The sequence below is a fragment of the Marmoricola sp. URHA0025 HA25 genome (assembly GCF_054059435.1).
Genome location: NZ_JBSSCD010000001.1, coordinates 585,951 through 607,030, shown reverse-complemented (window position 1 = coordinate 607,030; position 21,080 = coordinate 585,951). Strand labels below are relative to the sequence as shown.

The 21,080-nt window shown below is 70.3% G+C and carries 23 protein-coding genes; 13 read left to right on the top strand and 10 right to left on the bottom strand.

Annotated elements, in window-relative coordinates; translation table 11 throughout:
- Positions 1–2: 2 nt before the first annotated feature.
- Both guaB and ACVW00_RS02880 read right to left on the bottom strand, forming a co-directional pair.
- Positions 3–1,550: an IMP dehydrogenase gene (guaB, locus tag ACVW00_RS02885; protein WP_457109397.1), complete on the bottom strand. Its 1,548-nt coding sequence runs from the start codon at positions 1,548–1,550 to the stop codon at positions 3–5.
- Positions 1,551–1,558: 8 nt separating this feature from the next.
- The gene (locus ACVW00_RS02880; RefSeq protein ID WP_457109396.1) at positions 1,559–2,356 is read right to left on the bottom strand and encodes a GNAT family N-acetyltransferase; all 798 of its coding nucleotides are present in this window, start codon (positions 2,354–2,356) and stop codon (positions 1,559–1,561) included.
- A gap of 165 nt (positions 2,357–2,521) precedes the next feature.
- Here ACVW00_RS02880 and ACVW00_RS02875 point away from each other — a divergent pair, with 165 nt between their 5' ends.
- From ACVW00_RS02875 to ACVW00_RS02860, 4 genes are read left to right on the top strand one after another with little or no spacing between them, the layout of a single operon-like run.
- On the top strand, positions 2,522–3,040 hold the full coding sequence (locus tag ACVW00_RS02875) for a SigE family RNA polymerase sigma factor (RefSeq protein WP_457109395.1): 519 nt from the start codon (positions 2,522–2,524) through the stop codon (positions 3,038–3,040).
- A complete protein-coding gene (locus ACVW00_RS02870; RefSeq protein WP_457109394.1) occupies positions 3,037–4,260 on the top strand; it encodes a hypothetical protein in 1,224 nt (407 codons plus the stop codon). The genes ACVW00_RS02875 and ACVW00_RS02870 overlap by 4 nt, the downstream gene beginning before the upstream one ends.
- Before the next feature lie 40 nt (positions 4,261–4,300).
- Positions 4,301–4,885 carry a protein-L-isoaspartate O-methyltransferase family protein gene (locus ACVW00_RS02865; RefSeq protein ID WP_457109393.1) on the top strand — a complete coding sequence of 195 codons (585 nt, stop codon included), beginning with the start codon at positions 4,301–4,303 and terminating at the stop codon, positions 4,883–4,885.
- Positions 4,878–5,183: a YciI family protein gene (locus tag ACVW00_RS02860; RefSeq protein WP_457109392.1), complete on the top strand. Its 306-nt coding sequence runs from the start codon at positions 4,878–4,880 to the stop codon at positions 5,181–5,183. Before ACVW00_RS02865 ends, ACVW00_RS02860 begins: the two co-directional genes overlap by 8 nt.
- On the opposite strand, the gene ACVW00_RS02855 is transcribed toward ACVW00_RS02860, so the two are convergent.
- Complete coding sequence (locus ACVW00_RS02855) at positions 5,137–6,078, bottom strand: sterol desaturase family protein (RefSeq protein ID WP_457109391.1); 942 nt, start codon at positions 6,076–6,078, stop codon at positions 5,137–5,139. The two genes, ACVW00_RS02860 and ACVW00_RS02855, sit on opposite strands and share 47 nt — an antisense overlap.
- A gap of 70 nt (positions 6,079–6,148) precedes the next feature.
- Here ACVW00_RS02855 and ACVW00_RS02850 point away from each other — a divergent pair, with 70 nt between their 5' ends.
- From ACVW00_RS02850 to ACVW00_RS02840, 3 genes are all read left to right on the top strand, one after another.
- A complete protein-coding gene (locus ACVW00_RS02850; protein WP_457109390.1) occupies positions 6,149–6,790 on the top strand; it encodes a TetR/AcrR family transcriptional regulator in 642 nt (213 codons plus the stop codon).
- A 70-nt stretch (positions 6,791–6,860) separates the two neighbouring features.
- Positions 6,861–7,445: an RNA polymerase sigma factor gene (locus tag ACVW00_RS02845; protein WP_457109389.1), complete on the top strand. Its 585-nt coding sequence runs from the start codon at positions 6,861–6,863 to the stop codon at positions 7,443–7,445.
- Positions 7,442–8,377, top strand: coding sequence for a hypothetical protein (locus ACVW00_RS02840; protein WP_457109388.1), 936 nt, complete (start codon positions 7,442–7,444; stop codon positions 8,375–8,377). Before ACVW00_RS02845 ends, ACVW00_RS02840 begins: the two co-directional genes overlap by 4 nt.
- A gap of 107 nt (positions 8,378–8,484) precedes the next feature.
- On the opposite strand, the gene groL is transcribed toward ACVW00_RS02840, so the two are convergent.
- Entirely contained in the window at positions 8,485–10,104 is a 1,620-nt protein-coding gene (gene groL / locus ACVW00_RS02835) for a chaperonin GroEL (protein WP_457109387.1), read from the bottom strand.
- A 72-nt stretch (positions 10,105–10,176) separates the two neighbouring features.
- Positions 10,177–10,470, bottom strand: coding sequence for a co-chaperone GroES (gene groES / locus ACVW00_RS02830; RefSeq protein ID WP_457109386.1), 294 nt, complete (start codon positions 10,468–10,470; stop codon positions 10,177–10,179).
- Positions 10,471–10,677: 207 nt separating this feature from the next.
- Here groES and ACVW00_RS02825 point away from each other — a divergent pair, with 207 nt between their 5' ends.
- Positions 10,678–11,844 carry a class I SAM-dependent methyltransferase gene (locus ACVW00_RS02825; protein ID WP_457109385.1) on the top strand — a complete coding sequence of 389 codons (1,167 nt, stop codon included), beginning with the start codon at positions 10,678–10,680 and terminating at the stop codon, positions 11,842–11,844.
- 105 nt (positions 11,845–11,949) lie between these two features.
- Complete coding sequence (locus ACVW00_RS02820) at positions 11,950–12,906, top strand: IS481 family transposase (RefSeq protein WP_457109384.1); 957 nt, start codon at positions 11,950–11,952, stop codon at positions 12,904–12,906.
- Positions 12,907–12,933: 27 nt separating this feature from the next.
- On the opposite strand, the gene ACVW00_RS02815 is transcribed toward ACVW00_RS02820, so the two are convergent.
- The 4 genes from ACVW00_RS02815 to ACVW00_RS02800 all read right to left on the bottom strand — a co-directional run bounded on the left by ACVW00_RS02815 (position 12,934) and on the right by ACVW00_RS02800 (position 16,103).
- Positions 12,934–13,821 carry a glycoside hydrolase family 16 protein gene (locus tag ACVW00_RS02815; RefSeq protein ID WP_457109383.1) on the bottom strand — a complete coding sequence of 296 codons (888 nt, stop codon included), beginning with the start codon at positions 13,819–13,821 and terminating at the stop codon, positions 12,934–12,936.
- 114 nt (positions 13,822–13,935) lie between these two features.
- A complete protein-coding gene (locus ACVW00_RS02810) occupies positions 13,936–14,463 on the bottom strand; it encodes an SRPBCC family protein (RefSeq protein WP_457109382.1) in 528 nt (175 codons plus the stop codon).
- Positions 14,460–14,834, bottom strand: a complete 375-nt coding sequence (locus ACVW00_RS02805; RefSeq protein ID WP_457109381.1) for an ArsR/SmtB family transcription factor — start codon at positions 14,832–14,834, stop codon at positions 14,460–14,462. Before ACVW00_RS02805 ends, ACVW00_RS02810 begins: the two co-directional genes overlap by 4 nt.
- 81 nt (positions 14,835–14,915) lie before the next feature.
- The gene (locus ACVW00_RS02800; protein ID WP_457109380.1) at positions 14,916–16,103 is read right to left on the bottom strand and encodes a glycoside hydrolase family 16 protein; all 1,188 of its coding nucleotides are present in this window, start codon (positions 16,101–16,103) and stop codon (positions 14,916–14,918) included.
- Positions 16,104–16,275: 172 nt separating this feature from the next.
- Between ACVW00_RS02800 and ACVW00_RS02795 the strand changes: the two genes are divergently transcribed.
- The 4 genes from ACVW00_RS02795 (at position 16,276) to ACVW00_RS02780 (ending at position 19,912) form a co-directional block, all read left to right on the top strand.
- Positions 16,276–16,836: a SigE family RNA polymerase sigma factor gene (locus tag ACVW00_RS02795; RefSeq protein WP_457109379.1), complete on the top strand. Its 561-nt coding sequence runs from the start codon at positions 16,276–16,278 to the stop codon at positions 16,834–16,836.
- Positions 16,833–18,083: a hypothetical protein gene (locus ACVW00_RS02790; RefSeq protein ID WP_457109378.1), complete on the top strand. Its 1,251-nt coding sequence runs from the start codon at positions 16,833–16,835 to the stop codon at positions 18,081–18,083. The genes ACVW00_RS02795 and ACVW00_RS02790 overlap by 4 nt, the downstream gene beginning before the upstream one ends.
- A gap of 120 nt (positions 18,084–18,203) precedes the next feature.
- Positions 18,204–18,716: a SigE family RNA polymerase sigma factor gene (locus ACVW00_RS02785; RefSeq protein WP_457109377.1), complete on the top strand. Its 513-nt coding sequence runs from the start codon at positions 18,204–18,206 to the stop codon at positions 18,714–18,716.
- Positions 18,716–19,912, top strand: coding sequence for a hypothetical protein (locus ACVW00_RS02780; protein WP_457109376.1), 1,197 nt, complete (start codon positions 18,716–18,718; stop codon positions 19,910–19,912). The genes ACVW00_RS02785 and ACVW00_RS02780 overlap by 1 nt, the downstream gene beginning before the upstream one ends.
- A gap of 2 nt (positions 19,913–19,914) precedes the next feature.
- Here the strand turns inward: ACVW00_RS02780 and tsaD are convergent, their stop codons facing one another.
- Positions 19,915–20,970, bottom strand: coding sequence for a tRNA (adenosine(37)-N6)-threonylcarbamoyltransferase complex transferase subunit TsaD (gene tsaD, locus ACVW00_RS02775; protein WP_457109375.1), 1,056 nt, complete (start codon positions 20,968–20,970; stop codon positions 19,915–19,917).
- Positions 20,971–21,080: the final 110 nt, after the last annotated feature.

The window sequence follows — 21,080 nt, the reverse complement described above, 5'->3', positions numbered from 1 at the left end:
GCTCAGAAGCCGGTGTAGTTGGGGGCCTCGACCGTCATCTGCACGTCGTGCGGGTGGCTCTCCTTGAGCGAGGCCGAGGTGATCCGGATGAACTGGCCCTTCTCCTGCAGCTCGGAGATGGTGCGGGCGCCGACGTAGAACATCGACTGGTTGAGCCCGCCGACGAGCTGGTGGGCGACGGCCGACAGCGGACCGCGGTAGGCGACCTGGCCCTCGATGCCCTCCGGGACGATCTTGTCGTCGCTGGCCACCTCGGCCTGGAAGTAGCGGTCCTTGGAGTAGGACTTCTTGCCGCGGCTCGACATCGCGGCGAGTGAGCCCATGCCGCGGTAGGACTTGTACTGCTTGCCGTTGACGAACACCAGGTCGCCGGGGCTCTCCTCGCAGCCGGCCAGCAGGGAGCCGACCATCACCGAGTCGGCGCCGGCCACGATCGCCTTCGCGATCTCTCCGGAGTGCTTCAGGCCACCGTCGGCGATCACCGGTACGCCGGCCGGGCGAGCCGCCAGCGACGCCTCGTAGACGGCGGTCACCTGGGGTGCGCCGACACCGGTGACGACGCGGGTGGTGCAGATCGAGCCCGGCCCGACGCCGACCTTGATCGCGTCGGCGCCCACGTCGATGAACGCCTGGGCGCCCGCGCGCGTGGCGACGTTGCCGCCGATCACCTGCACGTGGCGGGTAGCCGGGTCTGACTTGAGCCGGGCCACCATGTCGAGCAGCAGCCGGACGTGCCCGTGGGCGGTGTCGGCCACCAGCACGTCGACGCCCGCCTCGATCAGCGTCGTCGCGCGCTCCCAGGCGTCGCCGAAGTAGCCGATCGCGGCACCGACCATCAGCCGGCCGTGGGAGTCCTTCGAGGCGTGCGGGAACTGCTCGGACTTCACGAAGTCCTTGACGGTGATCAGGCCGGCCAGCCTGCCGTCGGCGTCGACGATCGGCAGCCGCTCGCGCTTGTGCTGGCGCAGCAGGGTGGTCGCGTCCTCGCGGGAGATCCCGACGGGGGCGGTGATCAGCGGGGTCGGGGTCATCACCTCGTCGACCTTCGTCGTCGCCCACTCCGCCACCGGGGTGAACCGCAGGTCACGGTTGGTGATGATCCCGAGCAGGCGGTTGTCGACGTCGACGACCGGGAACCCCGAGATCCGGTACTCGCCGGCGAGCTGGTCGAGCTGCTCCAGGGTCGCGTCGGGGCCGATGGTGACCGGGTTGGAGATCATCCCGGTCTGGGTGCGCTTGACCAGGTCGACCTGGTAGGCCTGGTCGGGGATGGAGAGGTTGCGGTGCAGCACGCCGATGCCGCCCTCGCGGGCCATCGCGATCGCCATCCGCGACTCGGTCACGGTGTCCATCGCGGCACTGATCAGGGGGACCTTGAGCGTGAGCTCGCGGGTCAGCCGCGTGGTCGTGTCGATCTCGTTCGGGTTGAGGTCGGACTCACCCGGCAGCAGCAGGACGTCGTCGTAGGTCAGGCCGAGTGCGGCGAACTTCGGCGGGACCTCGACCGACCCGGAGGCGGCGAGTGGGGCGTCGTCGGGACCGGTGGTCATGCTCCAGTCTAACGACCGGCCAGCTCTCCCACCGGACGCACCCCCGCGAGGCTGATGTGCACGCTGAGACCGTGCTCGGTCAGCCGGATCCGGCCGCGCATCCCCGACGCCGCCAGCACCGGCACGACGCCCTCCTCGCTGGCCGGGGCCAGCAGCACCATCTCCGACGCGCCGCCGGCCGCCGCGAGGCCGCTCAGCTTGCGCAGCAGTTGCCGGCCGATGCCCAGGCGACGCCAGGCCGGCGCCACCTCGAGGCCGGCCTCCGCGGACCCGTCGACCATCGCGTGCAGGCTTGCCGCACCGACCACGTGCTGGCCGATGCGGGCGGTCACACGGTCCTCCGTCACGTCGTACTCCACGACCGAGGTGGTGGCCGTTGCCGGGGGCGGTGCAGCGATGGACCGCCCCCGGTCGGCCATCTCGGCGAGGACCTCGGCGCGGACCTGCTCAGTGGCAGACCAGGAGACTCGCGGACCGAGCAGACCCGTCAGCGCGGAGGGAAGGCTCTGCGGGTCATCCATCACCGTCATTGCAGCGCGCAACCACGCCGTTGGCTGGTCCACGAGGTCGTGAGTGGCGCAGGGGACGACGCTCACCTCGTCTCCTCCCGCGCCACTCACGAGCTCCACGACGGCTGCAGCTGTCCAGGCATCGGGTGTCTCGACGACGAGGTCGTCGGTCACCGCTCCCAGCTCCGGATAGATCTGCAGCGCCAAGATGTTCACCTCGGCGTCGCCACAGTGCTGCGCCAGGCGCGCGAGCGCCCCCGGCGAGTCACGAAGCCTCGTTCGCACGCGGTAGAACATGCCCAGATCGTGCTCCGGCGGTGTTGCTGGACGGCTGCACGATCGTTACGCCCGCGTCAACAACTCCTCACACCCCTGCGCGTGAGCCGACGTAGATTCTCCGGCACCGGGTGCAACCTCCCGGGACGTTCGACTCGTCTGAGGGCTGACGAAGGGAGCCAACGGATGCGTCGCAGGGACGAGCAGGAGTTCGTCGAGTACGCCACGGCGGCCCAGGAACGGCTGCGCCGGACGGCGTACCTGATCTGCGGCGACTGGGACCACGCCTCCGACATCGTGCAGGAGGCGCTGATCCGGGTGTACGTCGCATGGCCCCGCATCGAGAACAAGGGCGGGACGAACGCCTTCGCACGCCGGTGCGTCGTCAACGTCGCCATCGACCTCGGGCGTCGGCGCTCAAGCACCGAGCTGCCCACCGACCACGAGGTGATGGACCGCGCGACCGGTGGCCCCGACCACGACATAGCGGCCCGTGAGGCGCTCGTCGGCGCGTTGCGTGACCTCGCGCCGCGCCAGCGTGCCTGCGTGGTGCTGCGCTACTTCGAGGACCTGAGCGTCAGCGAGACCGCGCACGTCCTCGGCTGCAGCGAGGGCACCGTGAAGAGCCAGACGTCCCGCGCCCTTGCCTCGCTCCGTCGTCACGTCCACTTCTCGGATCACCTCACCGAAGGGGCACTCTCATGAACGACCTCGACACCCTGCTGCGCGCGGCGAGCGACCAGCCACCGGCGGGACACCTGGACCCGCAGGCACTCCTGCGCGCCGGCCGCTCGCGGGTTCGTCGCCGCCGGGCCGTGGCCCGCATCGCCGGGGTCGCCGTCGTCGGGATGCTCGGCGGCGTCGCTGCCCTCGCCGGAGGCGGTCCGGACGCGACCCCGCAGCCGGCGGCCCAGCGGACGCTGACGCTCGGCGACGCAGTCGACGCCCGGAGCGGAGCGGACTACGAGGTCCTCCAGACCTTCACGGGGCACTCCAGCGACAGCGCCATGAGCGGCCAGTTCGTCCGCGGCGTGCTGCCCGACGGCACGACCGTCGTGCAGTCCTATCCTCACGGCTCCGACGGCGTCAGCCGGATCGCCCTCGTCGGCGCCTCCGGGACCCGGACCGTCGACGTACCGCGGTGGGCCGAGAACTACCTCGGCGCGACTGCGCACGCACTGGTCTTCGGCACGCCCACCTCGATGGGCCTCTCGGTGCTGGACCTGTCCAGCCTGGAGTGGAGCCACGCCGTCGCCGGCCAGGACGTCGACACGAACGTGCCGGCCCAGCCGCTGACCTCGACCTCAGGGCGCCCGGGACAGGTGTTCCTCGCGGCGAGCAAGTTCGCCGGCAGGAGCACCCGGCAGATCCTGGCCGTCGACCTCGACCGGTCCACCGCCACGGTGGTGGCCAAGGGCGGCGACGTCGCTGCTTCCGGCGACCACGTTGCCTGGACGGCTGCGTACGACGCGCCCAACGACCGGGTCGTCGTGCGGGACCTGACGACCGGCAAGGACACCTCGTTCGACCCGCACACGGGTCGCTGCGACCAGAAGGACCTCGGCGTGACCGCCGACCGGGTCGTGGTGATGGTCAACTGCGCCGACGCCGGTTCCGAGAAGACCGAGACCGACGTCGTCGACCGGATCGACGTCTTCGACCTGGCGGGTCACCCACTCGCGCGGATCACCGGTGACGAGCTCGGGCCGGTCCGGATGACCGGCCGGTTCCTCACCGTCTCCAGCTGGAAGAAGGACCAGACCGGCAGCTACACCTACGACCTGGAGACAGGGCGCTTCCTCCGGGTCGAGGACTCGATGAGCGGCCTGGCCGGCAACGAGACGGGCAGCGGCTCCACCCTGGTGTGGCAGCGGCGACTCGACGGCGACAACGGCGGCACCTACGTCGTGGCGGCGATGCGCTGAGGCCGGATCGTCGCCGCGACCACGTGCTTGACTGGGCTCCATGGGGCCGGAGGTCGACAGGGTCTCGGCGGCGTTCGGCGCCGTCCCCCGCGAGCACTTCCTGCCCCGCAACCTGCGGCGCCGGGCCGGGTACGACGGCCCGCTCCCGATCGGCCACGGCCAGACCAGCTCGCAGCCGCGCAGCGTCGCGGCGATGCTTCGGCTCCTCGATGCCCGTCCCGGGCACCGGGTGCTCGACGTGGGCGCCGGCTCCGGCTGGACGACGGCGCTGCTGGCCCACCTGGTCGGCGCGACCGGGCTGGTCGTCGGCGTCGAGCTGGTGCCCGACCTCGCCGCGTGGGGCGAGCAGAACGTCCGGCGCACCAGCGGGGCGTGGGCCTCGGTCAGGCAGGCGACGGCCGGCGTGCTCGGCGTACCGGAGCTCGCCCCCTACGACCGCATCCTGGTCTCGGCCGAGCCCGGTCGGCTCCCGGGCGAGCTCCTCGACCAGCTCACCGATCCGGGCCGGATGGTGCTCCCGGTCGCCGGCGTCATGACCGTCGTCGACCGCTCCGGCGGCGAGGACCGGATCAGCGAGCACGGGCACTACCGGTTCGTGCCGCTCCTAGACTCCCGCCATGAGTGAGTGGATCTACTTCGGCCATCCGCCACGCGAGGGCTTCGTGGAGACCATCACCGACGAGGAGACCGCGATCATGCAGACCCACCGCGCTCACCTCGCCGAGCTCTTCGCGCAGGGCGTGCTGCTGCTGGCGGGCCCGACGTTCGGTCAGGTGAACACGGCGATCAACGTGATCCAGGCGCCGGACGAGGACGCCGCCAGGGCGATCATGGAGTCCGATCCGGCGATCAGCTCCGGGCTGCTGACCGGTGAGCTCAGGCCGATGCGGGTGACGTTCCTGCACGGCCGGCCGGAGGCCTGATCGGCACCAGGTCCGGGTCGGGCCGATGGCCCGCGGGCTCCCAGCCCGGTGGCCCGAACAGGTAGCCGAGCCGGTCGCGGAACCGGTCGGCGGCCCGGACGTTGCGCACGATCTGGGCGTAGTCGCCGTACTGGAGCCTCAGCAGGTTGTGGGTCTCGACCGGCTTCGTCAGCCCGTAGGTCGGCCGCTTCTTCTCCTCGACGAAGGAGCCGAAGAGGCGGTCCCACACGATGAAGATGCCGGCGTAGTTCTTGTCGAGGTACTCCGGGTCGGACCCGTGATGGACGCGGTGGTGCGACGGCGTGTTCATCACCAGCTCGACCGGCCGCCAGAGCTTGCCGATCATCTCGGTGTGCACGAAGAACTGGTAGACGAGGTTGAAGCCGAATGCCATGTAGATCGCCCAGGGCGCGATCCCGAGGAACGGCAGTGGCAGGAAGAAGAAGAACTCGAACCACGGGTTCCACTTCTGTCGCAGCGCCGTGGCGAAGTTCATGTACTCGCTCGAGTGGTGCGCCTGGTGTGCTGCCCAGCCGACGTTGACCCGGTGCACGAAGCGGTGCGAGAAGTAGTAGACGAAATCCACCGCCACGAGGGCGAGCGCCCAGGACCACCACGAGTGCATGTCCAGGTGGAACGGCGCGACGTAGACGAACACCGCGTTGTAGACGACGAAGGCACCGACCTTGAACACCAACGTCGAGGCCAGGGACCCCAGGCCCATCAGCATGCTCGTGCCCGCGTCCCTGGCGTCGTACCCCGTGCGTCCCCGCCCGTCGAACGCGGTGTCGTGGTCGAGCCACTTGAGCGCGGCGAGCTCGATGAGGATGGTGAGCAGGAAGAACGGGACGGCGTACGTCACCCGGTTCTTCATCGGGTCGAGCACTTCGTTCATCGGTCCGGTCTCCTCGATATGACTTCGCGGTAAGTTACCACGAGTTCATATCTTCGGCTAGAGTCCGCTCGTGGCCACCCGCACCCGACCCAACGCCGGCACCAAGGGTGTCGCCCGGGCGGACCGCGAGAGCCAGATCGTCGCGGTCGGGTGCCGCCTCTTCGGTGAGGCCGGCTTCGCCGCCACGTCGGTCGCGGATGTGGCCGAGGCCGCGGGGATCTCCAAGCCGCTGATCTACAACTACTTCGGCTCCAAGGAGGGCCTGTACGCCGTGTGCGTCCAGCACGCGGCCGAGATCCTCACTGCCGAGATCGAGCGCACCGCTGCGACCGGCACCGTCGGGCTCGCCCGAGCCGTGGTGACCCTGGACGGGATGTTCCGGGCGCTCGCTCCGCACCCCTGGATGTGGCACCTCGTCTTCGACCCGACCGCCCCCCGCGACCCCGACACCCAGAAGGTGCTCGACGCCTACGAGGCGCGCATCCTCGACTTCGGCACCGAGGGAGTCGCCGAGCTGCTCCGGCTCGCCGGCATCGAGGACCCCAGCGACGTCTCGGCGATGCGCGCGGTGTGGGAGAACGTCTTCCGCACCCTGGTCAACTGGTGGCTCGAGCACCCCGCGGAGTCGCCCGACGCAATGACCGAGCGCTGCGTGCGGCTGTTCAGCGCGGTGTTCGGCGAGATCGACGTCGAGAGCGTTCTGGCCCGCTGACGTCCGCACACTGCGACGATCGTCGCGTGTGCAGCCGCCTCGTGAACCGATCCGGCGCCAGCTGGCAAAGATGGGTGTGAACCCCGTCGACGCCGAGCCGAGCGATGGCGAGATCATCGCCCGGTCGCTGCGCACCGCCGAGCACTTCGCCATGGTCTTCGACCGCCACCACGCCTCCGTGCACGCGTACGCGGCACGGCGGGCAGGCCCGGAGGCTGCCGACGACGTCCTCGCCGACGTCTTCCTTGCAGCGTTCGCCCAGCGGAAGCGATTCGACACGAGCGTCGGGTCGGCGCTGCCCTGGCTGTACGGCATCGCCGGCAACCTGCTCAGGCGTCGGTGGCGTTCGCTTGCCGCCGCCGACCGCCTCCACGGCTCGGCAGCGAGCCAGGTGGTCGAGAGCACCGACTCCCACGAGGACCGTGTCATCGACCGCCTCGACACGGCCGAGGAGTGGCGATCGGTGCGCGCCAGCCTCGACGAGCTCGCCGACGGGGACCGCGAGGCGATCCTGCTCTTCGCCTGGGAGGAGCTCAGCTATCCAGAGATCGCGGTGGCCATGGGCATCCCGGTCGGCACGGTCCGCTCCCGCATCCACCGGGCCCGCGCGCTCCTGCGCGAGGCACGCGACGACACCCTGGAGGTACGACGATGATCGACGAGCTGCTCCGCGAGGCGCGACCCGACGTGGCCGCGCCCGATCCGATCGTCGTGCTCCGCGCCCGGCGGGCGCTGCTGCGCAAGGCGCTCGCCCGGCGTACGCGTCGCCGGTACGCCGTACGGGTCGTGATCGCCACGTCAGCGGCAGCGTTGATCGTCGCCGCGACCGTCGTGTCGCAGACCCCTGAACACGGGGCATCAGCAGCGGCCGCGACGATCCTGGAACGGTCGGCAGACAGGCTGGAGGCCTCACGGCCGCCCCTCCCGGGTCAGTACCTCTACCGCAAGGACGTCACCCTCTCGTGGGACTACGGGCCTTCGCCGTCAGACCCGTCGGTTGAGGACACCCGGCCGCGAACGAGCCCGGTGACGGTGGAGACGTGGGTGCCCACCGATCCCACGAAGGCGCTCATCCAGCGCACGATCGACTCCGACCTGAAGGTGACCTGGGCCGTGGTCTCGCAGGACACCAACGGCAACTACCCCATCTACCGCGCCGAGCCGCGCGGAGCGGCGATGCTGCAGGCGATGCGCGACCTCGTGCGTCGCGAAGGAAGCCAGTCGAACGACCACACGGCCGACCTGTGGACCGCGGCGTTCTGGCTGCTCTCCGACCCGCAGACGCCGGACGTCGTCGCCGCCGAGGTGCTCCGGACGATCGCCACCGTGGAAGGCGTGCGCGTCGTCGATCGCAGCGCCGACATCGCGGGCAAGGCCGGCGTGGCACTGGGCATCGACAGCGAGCACGGACCCGATTTCGTCTTCGACCCGGCCGACGGCGCATTCCTCGGGATCCGCACGCATCCCGCGCGGACGAAGAGCTGGGTCGGACCCGACGAGCCGGTGCAGACCCTCAGCTTCGAGTCAGGCGTCGTCGACTCGGCACCCAGGCCGCCCGAGCGCCTGCTCGCGGACGTCGACGAGTAGGACGACCCGCGGGATCGGCGTACCGCTCCCCGAACAGAACTGCCGCTTCCCGTACGCGATCGCGTACGGGAAGCGGCAGTTTCACTACGGAAGTAGTGAATTTCCGATCAGTGACCGTGCCCGTGCCCATGGCCGGCGGCCGCGGGCTCATCGTCCTCGGGCTTGTCCACGATGAGCGTCTCCGTGGTGAGCAGCATGCCCGCGATGGAGGTCGCGTTGGTGAGCGCCGAGCGGGTGACCTTGACCGGGTCAAGGACGCCCTGGGCGACCAGGTCGCCGTACTCCTCGGTCGCCGCGTTGAAGCCGGTGCCCTCGCCCGCCTCACGGACCTTGGCGACGATGACGTAGCCGTTCAGCCCACCGTTCTCGGCGATCCACCGCAGCGGCTCATCGACCGACTTGCGGACGATGCGCACGCCGATGGCCTCGTCGCCGGAGAGACCGAGGTCGCCCTCGAGCGCTGCTGCCGCGTGGATCAGTGCGGAGCCGCCGCCGGCGACGATGCCCTCCTCGATCGCGGCGCGCGTCGCGGAGACGGCGTCCTCGATGCGGTGCTTCTTCTCCTTCAGCTCCACCTCGGTGGCGGCGCCGACCTTGACCACGCACACACCACCGGCGAGCTTCGCGAGCCGCTCCTGCAGCTTCTCCCGGTCCCAGTCGGAGTCGGTCGCCTCGACCTCGGCCTTGATCTGGTTGACCCGGCCGGCAACGGCCGCGGAGTCGCCGCCACCCTCGACGATCGTGGTGTTGTCCTTGGTGACCACCACGCGCCGGGCGGTGCCGAGCACGTCGAGCCCGACCTGGTCGAGCTTGAGCCCGACCTCCGGAGCGATGACCTGGCCGCCGGTGAGGATCGCGATGTCCTGCATCATCGCCTTGCGGCGGTCACCGAACGCGGGGGCCTTGACGGCAACAGCACTGAAGGTGCCACGGATCTTGTTGACCACGAGCGTGGAGAGCGCCTCGCCCTCGACGTCCTCGGCCAGGATGAACAGCGGCTTGCCGGCACCGATGACCTTCTCCAGCAGCGGAAGCAACTCGGCGATCGCCGAGATCTTGCCCTGGTGAAGCAGGATGTACGGGTCGTCGAGGACGGCCTCCATCGACTCCGGGTCGGTGACGAAGTACGGCGACAGGTAGCCCTTGTCGAACTGCATGCCCTCGGTGAAGTCGAGCTCGGTGCCCATCGTGTTGGACTCCTCGACGGTGATCACCCCGTCCTTGCCGACCTTGTCGAAGGCCTGGGCCAGCAGCTCGCCGATCTCGCTGTCACGGCTCGAGACGGTCGCAACCGCGGCCATGTCCTCGACCGAGCCCACGTCGCGGGCCGCCTTGCCGAGGGCCTCGCCGAGCGCCTCGGCGGCTGCGTCCATGCCGCGCTTGATGCCCATCGGGTTGACGCCCGCGGCCACGGCGCGCAGGCCCTCGTGCACCATCGCTTGGGCCAGCACCGTCGCGGTCGTGGTGCCGTCACCGGCGACGTCGTTGGTCTTGGTGGCGACCTCCTTGGTGAGCTGCGCACCGAGGTTCTCGAAGGGGTCGTCGAGCTCGATCTCCCGGGCGACGGTGACGCCGTCGTTGGTGATCGTCGGGGCGCCCCACTTCTTGTCGAGCACCACGTAGCGGCCCTTCGGGCCGAGGGTCACCTTGACGGCGTTGGCCAGGGCGTCGACGCCCCGCTCGAGGGCGCGGCGGGCGCTCTCGTCGAACTCAAGAATCTTGGGCATTGGTACCTCTCGAAAGCAGTTGTGTGCCTGAGGGCGTCGCGGGCGACGCGCTCAGGCACACGACCGGATGGGTCAGGAGATGACAGCGAGCACGTCGCGCGCGGAGAGGATCAGGAACTCCTCGCCGGCGTACTTGACCTCGGTGCCGCCGTACTTGCTGTAGATGACCTTGTCCCCGACGTTGACGTCGAGCGGGACCCGGTTGCCGTTGTCGTCGATCCGGCCCGGACCGATCGCCACGACCTCGCCCTCCTGGGGCTTCTCCTTCGCGGTGTCCGGGATGACCAGGCCGGAGGCCGTGGTCTGCTCGGCGTCGATCGGCTGAACGACGATCCGGTCCTCGAGGGGCTTGATGTTGACCGACACGTTGTCGACCTCCGCGTATCTGTGTGTTGGTGGTGGTTCACGTTGTGGCGCCTGCGATGTCGGTACGCCGTCGCGGGGGTCGTACCTCGAGCACATGCGCTGGCACACTCACGGGGAGAGTGCCAATCAGAACTTAGCACTCACCCCAATCGAGTGCCAGCAGGGGTCGCGCAGGCGTGGGAGCCCGGAGAGCGACACAATGCCCCGGTGGACCTCGACGCCTTCCGCTGGCTGCTGACCGACGCCGGCCAGCGCCTCCTGGACCGCGCGGAGGCGGCGTCCGAGGATCCCCTCGAGGCCGCCGCCCAGCTTCGGCGTGAGGCGGACGGCGATCACGTCGCGGCCGCACTGACCCAGGCATCGCTGCGCCGCAAGGCCGTCGCGAAGTTCGGCGAGCTCGCGGCGCTGATGTACTTCACCCCCGAGGGCCTCGAGCAGGCCACCCGCGCCCCGGTTGCGGAGCACCGGGCGGCCCGCCTGGGAGCCGCGCGGGTCGAGTCTGTGGTCGACCTGGGCTGTGGCATCGGCGGCGACCTGGTCGCCTTCGCAGGTGCCGGCATCACCACCGCCGGCGTGGACCTCGACCCGGTGCGCGTCGAGGTGGCCCGGGCCAACCTGGCCGCGCTTCAGCTGGGTGGGGCGGTGATGGTGGCCGACGCGACGACCCTCGACCTGAGCCCGTTCTCCGTGGCGTTCGCGGATCCGGCGCGCCGGTCGGCGCGGGGGCGCACGTTCTCCGTCGACGACTGGACCCCGCCGTGGGCGTTCGTCGAGTCGCTCCTGCGGCGCACGTCCTGCGTCAAGACCGCACCGGGCATCCCCCACGCCGTGCTGCCCGGCGATGTCGAGGCCGAGTGGATCAGCGATCACGGCGAGGTCAAGGAAGCCGCGCTCTGGTCGGGTGCCCTCGCCAGCACCCGTCGGCGCGCGACCGTCATCGGCGACGGCGGACTGGCCACCCTGACCGACGAGGACCTGCCGGACGAGCGACTCGCCGCGGGGACCGCCGTCTCGGCGTACCTCTACGAGCCGGACGGCGCGGTGATCCGGGCCGGGCTCGTCGAGGCGGTGGCCGCGGGCGTCGGTGGGTGGCTCCTCGACGAGCACATCGCCTACGTCGTCGCCGACCAGTCGTTCCGGACGCCGTTCGCGCGGTCCTACCGGGTCCTCGAGGAGCTGCCGCACCGCGAGAAGGCGTTGCGGGCCGCGTTGCGCGAGCGCGGGATCGGCCGGCTCACGATCAAGAAGCGCGGCGTCACCGTCGTGCCGGAGGAGCTGCGCAAGCGGCTCGCCCTTGCCGGCGACGCCGAGGCCACGATCGTCCTGACCCGGGCGGCCGGCAAGGGTGTGTGCCTGCTGGTCGAGCCGTTCTAGCTGTACCCGGCCATGACGTGGGTAGCGGGCGTGGCGGCTTGAACGGGTGAGAACCCCCGAATGGGATGTGGCTTGTCTAAGGCCCACTCCAACCCGGAGGTTCTCGTGTCCCACAGTAGTGCCCGCACCACGTTCCAAGGCCGGCTGCTGATCGTTCAGCGGCATCGAGCCGGTTGGCCCCAAGCCCACATCGCGGCAGCGATGGGCGTCTCGCGCAAGTGTGTGAAGACCTGGCTCGACCGGTTCGCCGCGGAGGGTGAGTCTGGTTTGCGCGACCGGTCTTCACGGCCGCATCGGTCTCCGACCAGGACCAGTCCAGCGGTGGAGGCCGCGATCGTCGAGGTTCGGCACCGGGAGCGACGGGGTCCCGACTGGATCGGCGCCGAGCTCGGTGTCCCGGCTCGGACGGTTTCTCGTGTGCTGGCCCGCCATCAGGTGCCGAAGCTGGCAGCGTTGGATCCGATCACCGGGGAGGTGATCCGGGCCAGCAAGGCCACCGCCGTCCGCTACGAACGGGCCTATCCAGGTGCGTTGGCGCACATGGATGTGAAGAAGCTCGGCCGGATCCCCGACGGCGGCGGTTGGCGCGTCCATGGCCGTGGCATACCCCGCGACCGGACCAATGGACCCGGATTCGACTACGTCCACGCACTGGTCGACGACCACTCCCGGCTTGCCTACTCCGAGATCCACGCAGACGAGAAGGGCACCACCTGCGCTGGGTTCCTGGCCCGAGCGCTGGACTACTTCGCGACCCACGGCATCACCGCAGTCGAGGAGCTGATGACCGACAACGCCTGGGCCTACCGCTACTCGTTGCGCGAGATCTGTGCTGTTCGCGGCATCAGACAGCTCTTCATCCGCCCTCACTGCCCGTGGCAAAACGGGAAGGTCGAGCGCCTCAACCGCACCCTGCTCACCGAGTGGGCATACCGCCAGGTGTTCCTCAGCAACGACGAGCGAGCCGCCGCTCTTGCGCCCTGGCTCGAGCACTACAACACTTGCCGCCGTCACAGCGCGCTCGGAGGACTCCCACCTATCAGCCGTCTGCGACCAACCTGATGGCCAAGTACATCTAGCGCCGACGGCTCACTGCCACACCCGCACGTAGTCGACCTGGTACGTCGCCGGCACGGGTGTCTGTGCCACCGGCATGTTGCCCATCCCGTCGGGCCCGATGCCCTGGGTGAAGGTCATGATGTAGCGCTTCTGGAACGCCGGGTCGCCCGAGGTGTTCACCAGGCAGCTGTGCCCGTTGACGAAGAACTCGATCCTGGTCGGGCTCCACTCGAGCCGGTAGGTGTTCCAGACGCCCCGGCTCACGTTGCAGACGTCCATGTTCAGGCCCTGCTGCAACCCGAGGACGTCCGCGGAGTAGTGCAGCGACGAGGCCGACAGCGACGGGTTGACCGAGAACGTCTCGGAGACGTCGATCTCACCGGAGTACGGCCACGGCGAGGTGGACCCGTACCGGTCGTCGGGCCACATCCAGAAGCCCTCCGCCAGGCCGGGATAGGCCGATGCCGTGTTCCGGACCCGCGCCTCGAACCGCCCGTACTGCTGGCTGAACTGGTGCCAGGTCGTCACGGAGCCCGACTGGTAGCGGCTCGGCGCGAACCCGGCGAGCCCGCACGGTGCGGGCGCCGGCAGCCTGAGGAGGTTGAGGTACAGCGACCCGTTCCGGACACCTACGTTCGCGGGGTCGTCGCGGTAGCAGGCGTGGACATCGGTCGTGCCGGTGAGGAAGACCGTCTGCGGAGTCCACTTCGTCCGGTCCAGGGTGTTGCCGGAGAAGTTGTCGACGAACGTGCACCGCCACGGCGTACCGTCGGCCTTGAGCGGCTGCGCGCCGCACGCGTCCGCGGACGCGGAGACCCCGGAGATCGCCTCGGCGTGCGGGACGACGCCCGCCGGTGCGGCGAACCCCCCGATCGACACGACCAGCGCCAGCACACAGATGAGCCTGAACGGCCTCATGCTCCGAACTCCCGACTCCCCCGAGAAGGACAGGGCTGCGGGGAGTCTCCTGGGAGGGGCCCGAGCAGCGAATCAGGAGGCAGCGTAGGGCCTCGAGAGGGGCCCTGACTAGAGTCAATTCTGGTTGCTGCTGATGCCTGTGGGGCCGCTGTGAGCGACTTCGTGGCTCGCCAGCAGCTCGTCGAGCTGCTCGTACCCCTCCACGACGCCCTTCTCCATGCCACTGGCCACCATCGCGTCGCGCGACTCGAGCGAGTCCAGGACGCTGGTGATCCGCAGCCTGGTGCGGCCGTCGGCGAGCGGCTCGAGGGTCAGCGTGTCGAGCGACACCCCGTCGGGCCAGCCCTCGAAGGTGAAGGTCTGCACGATGCGGCCCGGTGGCCGGACCTCGTGGAACGAGCCGTAGAAGCGGTAGGTCTCCTCACCACGGGAGGACACGTAGCGCCAGCTGCCGCCGGTGCGTGCGTCCCAGTGCTCGGCGACACTGTGGATGTCGCGGGGACCGAGCCACTGCATGGCGAGGCCCGGATCCACGTGGGCACGGAAGACCAGCTCCGGCGGGGCGTCGAACTCCCGGGTGATCTCGACGAACGGCAGCCCCGGCGGCGCCTCGATCGTGGTCTCGTGCTTCGTCGTCGTCATGAGGCCTCTCCTTGTGCGTCGGTCGCCTGGTCAGCGGTCGCGGGTTCTGCCATGGCGGCCAGCACGGCGTCGAGCCGCCGGTACCGCTCCTCGGCCTGTTGCCGGTAGCGCTCGATCCACTTCGTCATCAGGTCGAACACCTCCGCCTCCAGGTGGACCGGGCGGCGCTGGGCGTCCCGGCTCCGACTGACCAGGCCGGCCTCCTCGAGCACCTTCAGGTGCTTGGAGATGGCCTGGAGGGACACGGCGTACGACGCACCCAGCTCGCTCACCGTGGCGTCGCCGTCGGTCAGCCGAGCGACGATGTCGCGCCGGGTCGGATCAGCGAGCGCACCGAACACGCGCGTGAGCCGGTCGTCGGACGCTGGCATCATCGCCTCCTTGATCAACCACCTGGTTGATCAAGGGTGCCGTGGCAGCGGCTGCTTGTCAACCCTTCGGTTGAGAAGGGATCACTGCCACGCGTGGACGTAGTCGACCTTGAACGTCGCAGGGATCGGCGTCCCGGCGACCGGCAGGTTGCCCATCTCCCCCGGGCCGATCCCCTGGGTGAAGATGATGGTGTACGGCTTCTGGAACGCGGTGCTGCCCGAGGTGTTGACCAGGCAGCTGTGCCCGTTCACGAAGAACTCGATCCGGGTGCTCGTCCACTCCAGCGCGTAGGTGTTCCACTCGCCGCGGTGCACCTGGCAGACGTTGTAGTTGAAGCCCAGGCGCATCCCGTTCGCGTCCTCGGAGTAGTGCAGCGTCGAGGACATCGCGTCGGGGTAGACCGAGAAGGTCTCGGCGATGTCGATCTCGCCGGCCGTCGGCCAGACGTCCGTCGACGCCACCCGGTCGTCCGGCCACATCCAGAAGCCCTCGGCGAGGCCGGGGTACGCCGACGCGGTGTTCTTCACCCGGGCCTCGATCCGCCCGTACTGCTGGCTGAACCGGTGCCAGGTGGAGACCATCCCGGACTGGAGCGGTGTCGGGCCCATTCCGGCAACGCCGCAGGGGGCCGGCTGGTCGAGCCGGAGGAGCGTGAGGGTCAGGCTGCCGTTGGCCACGTTGACGTTCGACGGGTCGTCCCGGTAGCAGGTGTAGGTGTCGGCCGACCCCGTGGCGAAGACCGTGTTGGGGATCCACTTGGTGCGGTCGAGCTCGGTGCCGTTGAACTCGTCGTCGAAGGTGCACGACCAGGCCGAGCCGTCGGCCTTGCGTGGCCGGGCCCCGCAGGCGTCGTAGAGAGTCGGCTGCGACGGCGGGTTCGGCTTCGCGACCCGCGCCGGCATGGCCACGACGAACTTCCGGCTGCTGCCGTCACTGGTCACCCGGAAGGTCGCCGAGGTGCCGGCCACCACCGACAGCGTGGTGGCGAAGCGATGCGCGTGTGCGCGGATGCGCTTGACGAGCACCCAGTGCGATCCGGCGCGCCGATCGAAGCGGACGCGCGGCGATGCGCTCTTCGTGCGCCCGGACACCGACGCCGTCTCCGTGCCGGACACCTGCACGTACACGGAGGGCGCGGCGGAGGCCGCTGTGGCGGGATCGCCGACGCCCAGCAGGACGCCCGACGAGATCGCGATCACGACCACCGCGAGCAGCGTCTTCAGACGCAGCGTACGTGAGGCCCCACCTGGGACACGGCGCAGTTCCATCTCGATCCTCCCCATCGAAGACGGCGGCCGGACCCCCATGTCCGACCCCGCGATCAGAGTATCGCGAATCGGTCCTTATTGGTAGAAACTGTGCAATTCGGACATCGCAGGTGCATGAGCCCCGTGCAACCTTTCCCGCGCAGGCCGCGTAGGGAACGGTCGAAGGAGGTGCATGATGCTCACGACCTCGAGGGAGCTGCCCGTGGACGACCGCGCTGCCCATGCCCGGGCGGACTTCGAGTCGTGGATGCTCGCCCGCCAGACCCGGCTGCTCCGCACCGCGTACCTGCTGACCGGCGACGTCCACGCGGCGGAGGACCTCGTCCAGACCGCCTTGGCCAAGCTCTACCTCGCCTGGGACCGGGTCTCCGACGCACCGTCGATCGACGCCTACGTCCGCAAGATCATCGTCAACGAGCACACGTCGACCTGGCGGCGGTTGTGGCGGCACCGCGAGGTGGTCAGCGACACCAGTGCGTACGACGTACCGACCGCCGCCCGGGAGTACGACGGCGTCGGCGACGCGCTCTGGACCGCCGTGCGCGCACTGCCCGAGCGCCAGCGCGCGGTGGTCGTGCTGCGCTACTACGAACAGCTCTCCGAGAAGGAGACCGCCGACGCGCTCGGCGTGACCGTCGGGACGGTGAAGTCCCAGGCCAGTCGCGCCCTCGACACCTTGCGCCTGCACCTCGGGGACCGCGACGACCTCACCGGCTGGGAGGCCCACCGATGAACGGACCGATGAAGAGCAGCCCGCGCTTCCCCGACGGTGAGCTCACCCGCCACCTCGAGCAGAAGGCGGACCAGTTCGACCGCCTCGGCGGTGCCCGGCTGGACCTCAGCCAGGTGCTCGACCGCGCGGGCGAGATCAAGCGCGGTCGCCGGATGCGGGCGAGCCTGGTGATGGCTGCCGTGGTGCTCGCCGTCGCCGTGCCCACCGGGCTCGTCGCGCTCGACCGCGACCGAACGACCGATCCGGTCACGCCTGCGCACCCCGTGCAGAGTGACGACGGGGCGCTGACCCTCGGCGACCTGAAGACCGGTGCGCCCCCTGCCCATGGATACGCGCAGGACGGCACCTGGCAGCTGCCGGTGGCGGCCAACGGGCTGTCCGGACTCCATGGCCAGGTCATCCGCGCAGCCGCTCTGGAGGGCGGCGCGATGGTGGCGATGGGGACCGGCGACGGCGACCAGACCGCCTACTTCATCTACGCAGAGGGCGGCACGCTCGAGCAGTCCTGGCCGGTGGCGGGCGGGTTCGCAGTGTCTCCTGAGGGCAACGTGGCGGCGTTCGTCGAGCCGGACGGCACCGTGATGGCCGTCCAGGACGGCGGTTCGCGCTACTTCGAGGTCGCCCACCTGGCCGGCGCAGCCTCACCGCACGGCGGTGCGGGTCGATTCTCGGTGGCGGCCGTGACCGGCGAGAACTGCTCGGGACGGTCCGAGGAGGTCGGCTGCACGATCTACGTCGACACGACCGACGCGACCCACGAGATCTGGGCGGTGGCACCGCACCAGGAGCCCGTGCTCGTCAAGCCGCAGCTGATCAAGCTGACCGGCCTGACGGCAGCCGGTGCCGCCATCGGGCAGCTGTCGTCCAGCAACGACGGGTCGTGCTGGGCCGCGCTGGACCAGGGTGACGACCAGCAGTGGAAGACCTGCACCTATGCGCTGAAGGCGTTCTCGCCGGACGGCCAGCTGGTGCTCGCAGGGTCGGCCCAGGCGGACGGCGCCGGCGACACCCGGCTTGCGGTGCTCGACGCCGACAGCGGCAAGCCGGTGCTGGACCTGACGACGGCGGAGGGTGCTTCGGTCTACGACGTGCAGTGGGAGGACGCGAGCCACGTGGTGGCGACCGTGAGCGAGGGCAACAGGTGGGCGGTGCTCCGGGTCGGGATGGACGGCCGTCGGGAGTACGCCATGAGCCCGGTCGACGGCACCGACCCCTACGTGTCGCCGTTCGTGCTCCCGACGCCGTGACGCCGGCGGCCGGAGCAACCTTTCCGGCCCCGGCGGCGTGTAGTGGTCGTGCAGAAGCGTCCGGGGACGACCATGGGGTTCGATCGCACGCTGGCTGACGCCCGGAAAGCGAGGTCGGACGTGACAGGACCGTCCCGCACCGACTTCGCCGAGTGGATGGCCCAGCGACAGACCATGCTCCTGCGGACCGCCTGCCTGCTCACGGGTGACACCCACACTGCCGAGGACGTCGTCCAGGCGACCCTGGCGAAGATGTACCTCGCCTGGGACCGCCTGGCCGACCGCGAGCACCTCGACTCGTATGCGCGGCGCACGTTGCTCAACGAGTACCGGTCCCTGTGGCGGCGGCCCTGGCGACGCCGGGAGCACGTGACCGCGGAGCCGCCGGAGACGGCGAGGCCAGCGGCCGAATGGGACGGTCGCCGCGAGGCGCTGTGGCAGTTCGTGGGCAGTCTCCCGGCGCGGCAGCGGATGGTGATCGTGCTGCGCTACTACGAGGAGCTCAGCGAGGCCGAGACCGCCGAGACGCTGGGCATCTCGGTCGGCACCGTGAAGTCGTCCACGTCGCGTGCGCTCTCGTCGTTGCGCGCCCGGATCCCCGGTCAGGCCGGGCTGTCGCAGGAGGAGGCGTGATGACCGAGCAGGGTGAGCTGTCCAGGATGCTCAAGGACAAGGTGCAGACCTTCGACGTCCTGCCGTCGGACCTCCACCAGGTCGAGGCCCGGGCGCACCGCATCCGCGCGCGCCGACGGGTCACCGCGGTGGGAGCCGTCGCTGCCGCGGTGGTGGCTGCAGCTGTGCCCACCTTCCTGGCGCTGCAGCCGCACGACGACGCGGCGCGCCCCGTGGGTCCGACGCCTTCTCCCTCGAGCACGGCGACCACCGCGGCTCCCAGCGCGCTGGAGAAGCTCTCGCAGGGAGACGCGCCCCGGATCGACTGGCGATTCGGGTCGACCGTGCACCTCGAGGGTGGGCGGACGCTCACCCTCCCGGACGGGGAGTGGACACGGTTCGCGCCGTACCGGGGCGGCGTGGTCGCCGGCACCAGCAACAACGTCGCCGACGAGGTCGTCGTGGTCGGTGCGGACGGCAGCGTCGTCTCGCGCGGCGCGGGCAACGGACCCGTGGTCAGCGCCGACGGGAGCCGGGTCACCTGGTGGTCGCCGAAGACCGATGGCGGTGCCTTCGTGTCCGGCCCGACCTCGGACGCCGGCGGAGGAGCCGACACCAGTGTGCCCGCCGCCCTGGACCGGCCGAGACCCGTCGGCTACCTCGGAGACGACCTCGTCTACCGCGTCGACGCCGACACCGGGGGTGTGGCGATGTCGTGCGGTGCCTCCTGCACGGTCGCGATCCCGGGGATGACCATGGTGCTCGCGGTCGACAGCGAGCGACGACTGCTGGCCGGCTACACGACCGAGGGCTGCCCGACCAAGGTCTTTCGCGTGCCCGATCTGCCGGCCGGCACGTCGCGCACCCTCCAGGTGACGAGCTCGTGGCCGTGTGTGCGGGAGACGCCGGACAGCTTCAACCCCGACGGATCGGCCTTGGTGCTCGAGCACCGGGGCAGTGACGGGCGCTGGAACGGCATCGTGGTGCGAGACAGTACGTCGGGCAAGGTGCGGACGCGCTACCAGACGTCCCCCGGGGTGCAGGTCACGGACGCGGCCTGGGAGGACGACAGCCATGTCCTCGTCTCCGTCTACAGCCCTGCCGACCACCTCTGGGCCGTGCTGCGGGTCGGCCCCGACGGCTCGGTCGACCGGGCGACGCCGGTCGTCCCGGGTGACGACGCCCTGGTGCCATTCGCCTTCGGCGTGCGGCCGTGAGGCTAGACGCCGGATGACGCGAGGACCTGCTCGACCCGCATCGAGGAGTCGGCGGGCAGGTCGAGCCGGGAGGGCGTACGCCCCCGGGCGACCATCTCGGCGCCGAGCGCGGCGACCATGGCGCCGTTGTCCGTGCACAGACCGGGCCTCGGGACCCGCACCCGGATGCCCTTCCTCGCCGCTCGCTCCTCGGCCAGGGCGCGCAGCCGTGAGTTCGCGGCGACTCCGCCTCCGATCAGGATGTCCTCGATCCCCTGGTCGGCCGCAGCGTCGATCGCCTTGCGCGTGAGCACGTCGCACACGGCCTCCTGGAAGGACGCGGCGACGTCGGCGACGGGCACCGGCTCGCCGGCTGCCTCCCTGGCCTCGACCCAGCGGGCGACGGCGGTCTTCAAGCCGGAGAACGAGAAGTCGAACCGGTGCCGCTCGAGGTCACGCCGCGAGGTCAGCCCGCGCGGGAAGTCGATGGACACCGAGGAGCCCTCGCGGGCCACCCGGTCGATGTGCGGACCACCGGGGAACGGCAGCCCCAGCAGCCTGGCGACCTTGTCGAACGCCTCGCCGGCGGCGTCGTCGATGGTCGCCCCGAGCGCCGTCACCGACGAGGTGACGTCGTCGACGCGCAGCAGCGAGGAGTGGCCGCCGGACACGAGCAGCGCCAGGCACGGGTCCGGCAGGGCACCGTGCTCGAGCTGGTCGACCGCGACGTGGGCGGCGAGGTGGTTGACGCCGTACAGCGGCTTGCCGAGGGACAGCGCAAGCGCCTTGGCGGAGGCGACGCCGACGAGCAGCGCTCCGGCGAGCCCGGGCCCGGCGGTGACCGCGATCGCGTCCACGTCGTGCAGCGCGACGCCCGCCGTCTCGCAGGCGCGCTGCAGCGTCGGCACGATCGCCTCCAGATGGGCCCTGGAGGCCACCTCCGGCACGACGCCGCCGAAGCGGGCGTGCTCCTCGACCGAGGAGGCGACCGCGTCGGCGAGCAGCGTGTGACCGCGGACGATCCCCACGCCGGTCTCGTCGCAGGAGGTCTCGATGCCGAGGACCAGGGGTTCGCTCACGCCGCCATTGTGCCGGGAACCAGAAGCGGGTCCGGAAGCGAGTGCCGCGCGTCCCGGTCCGGTCGTTCTCAAACCTGCCCGGGGTGACGTAGCGTCATGGCGCCGGACAC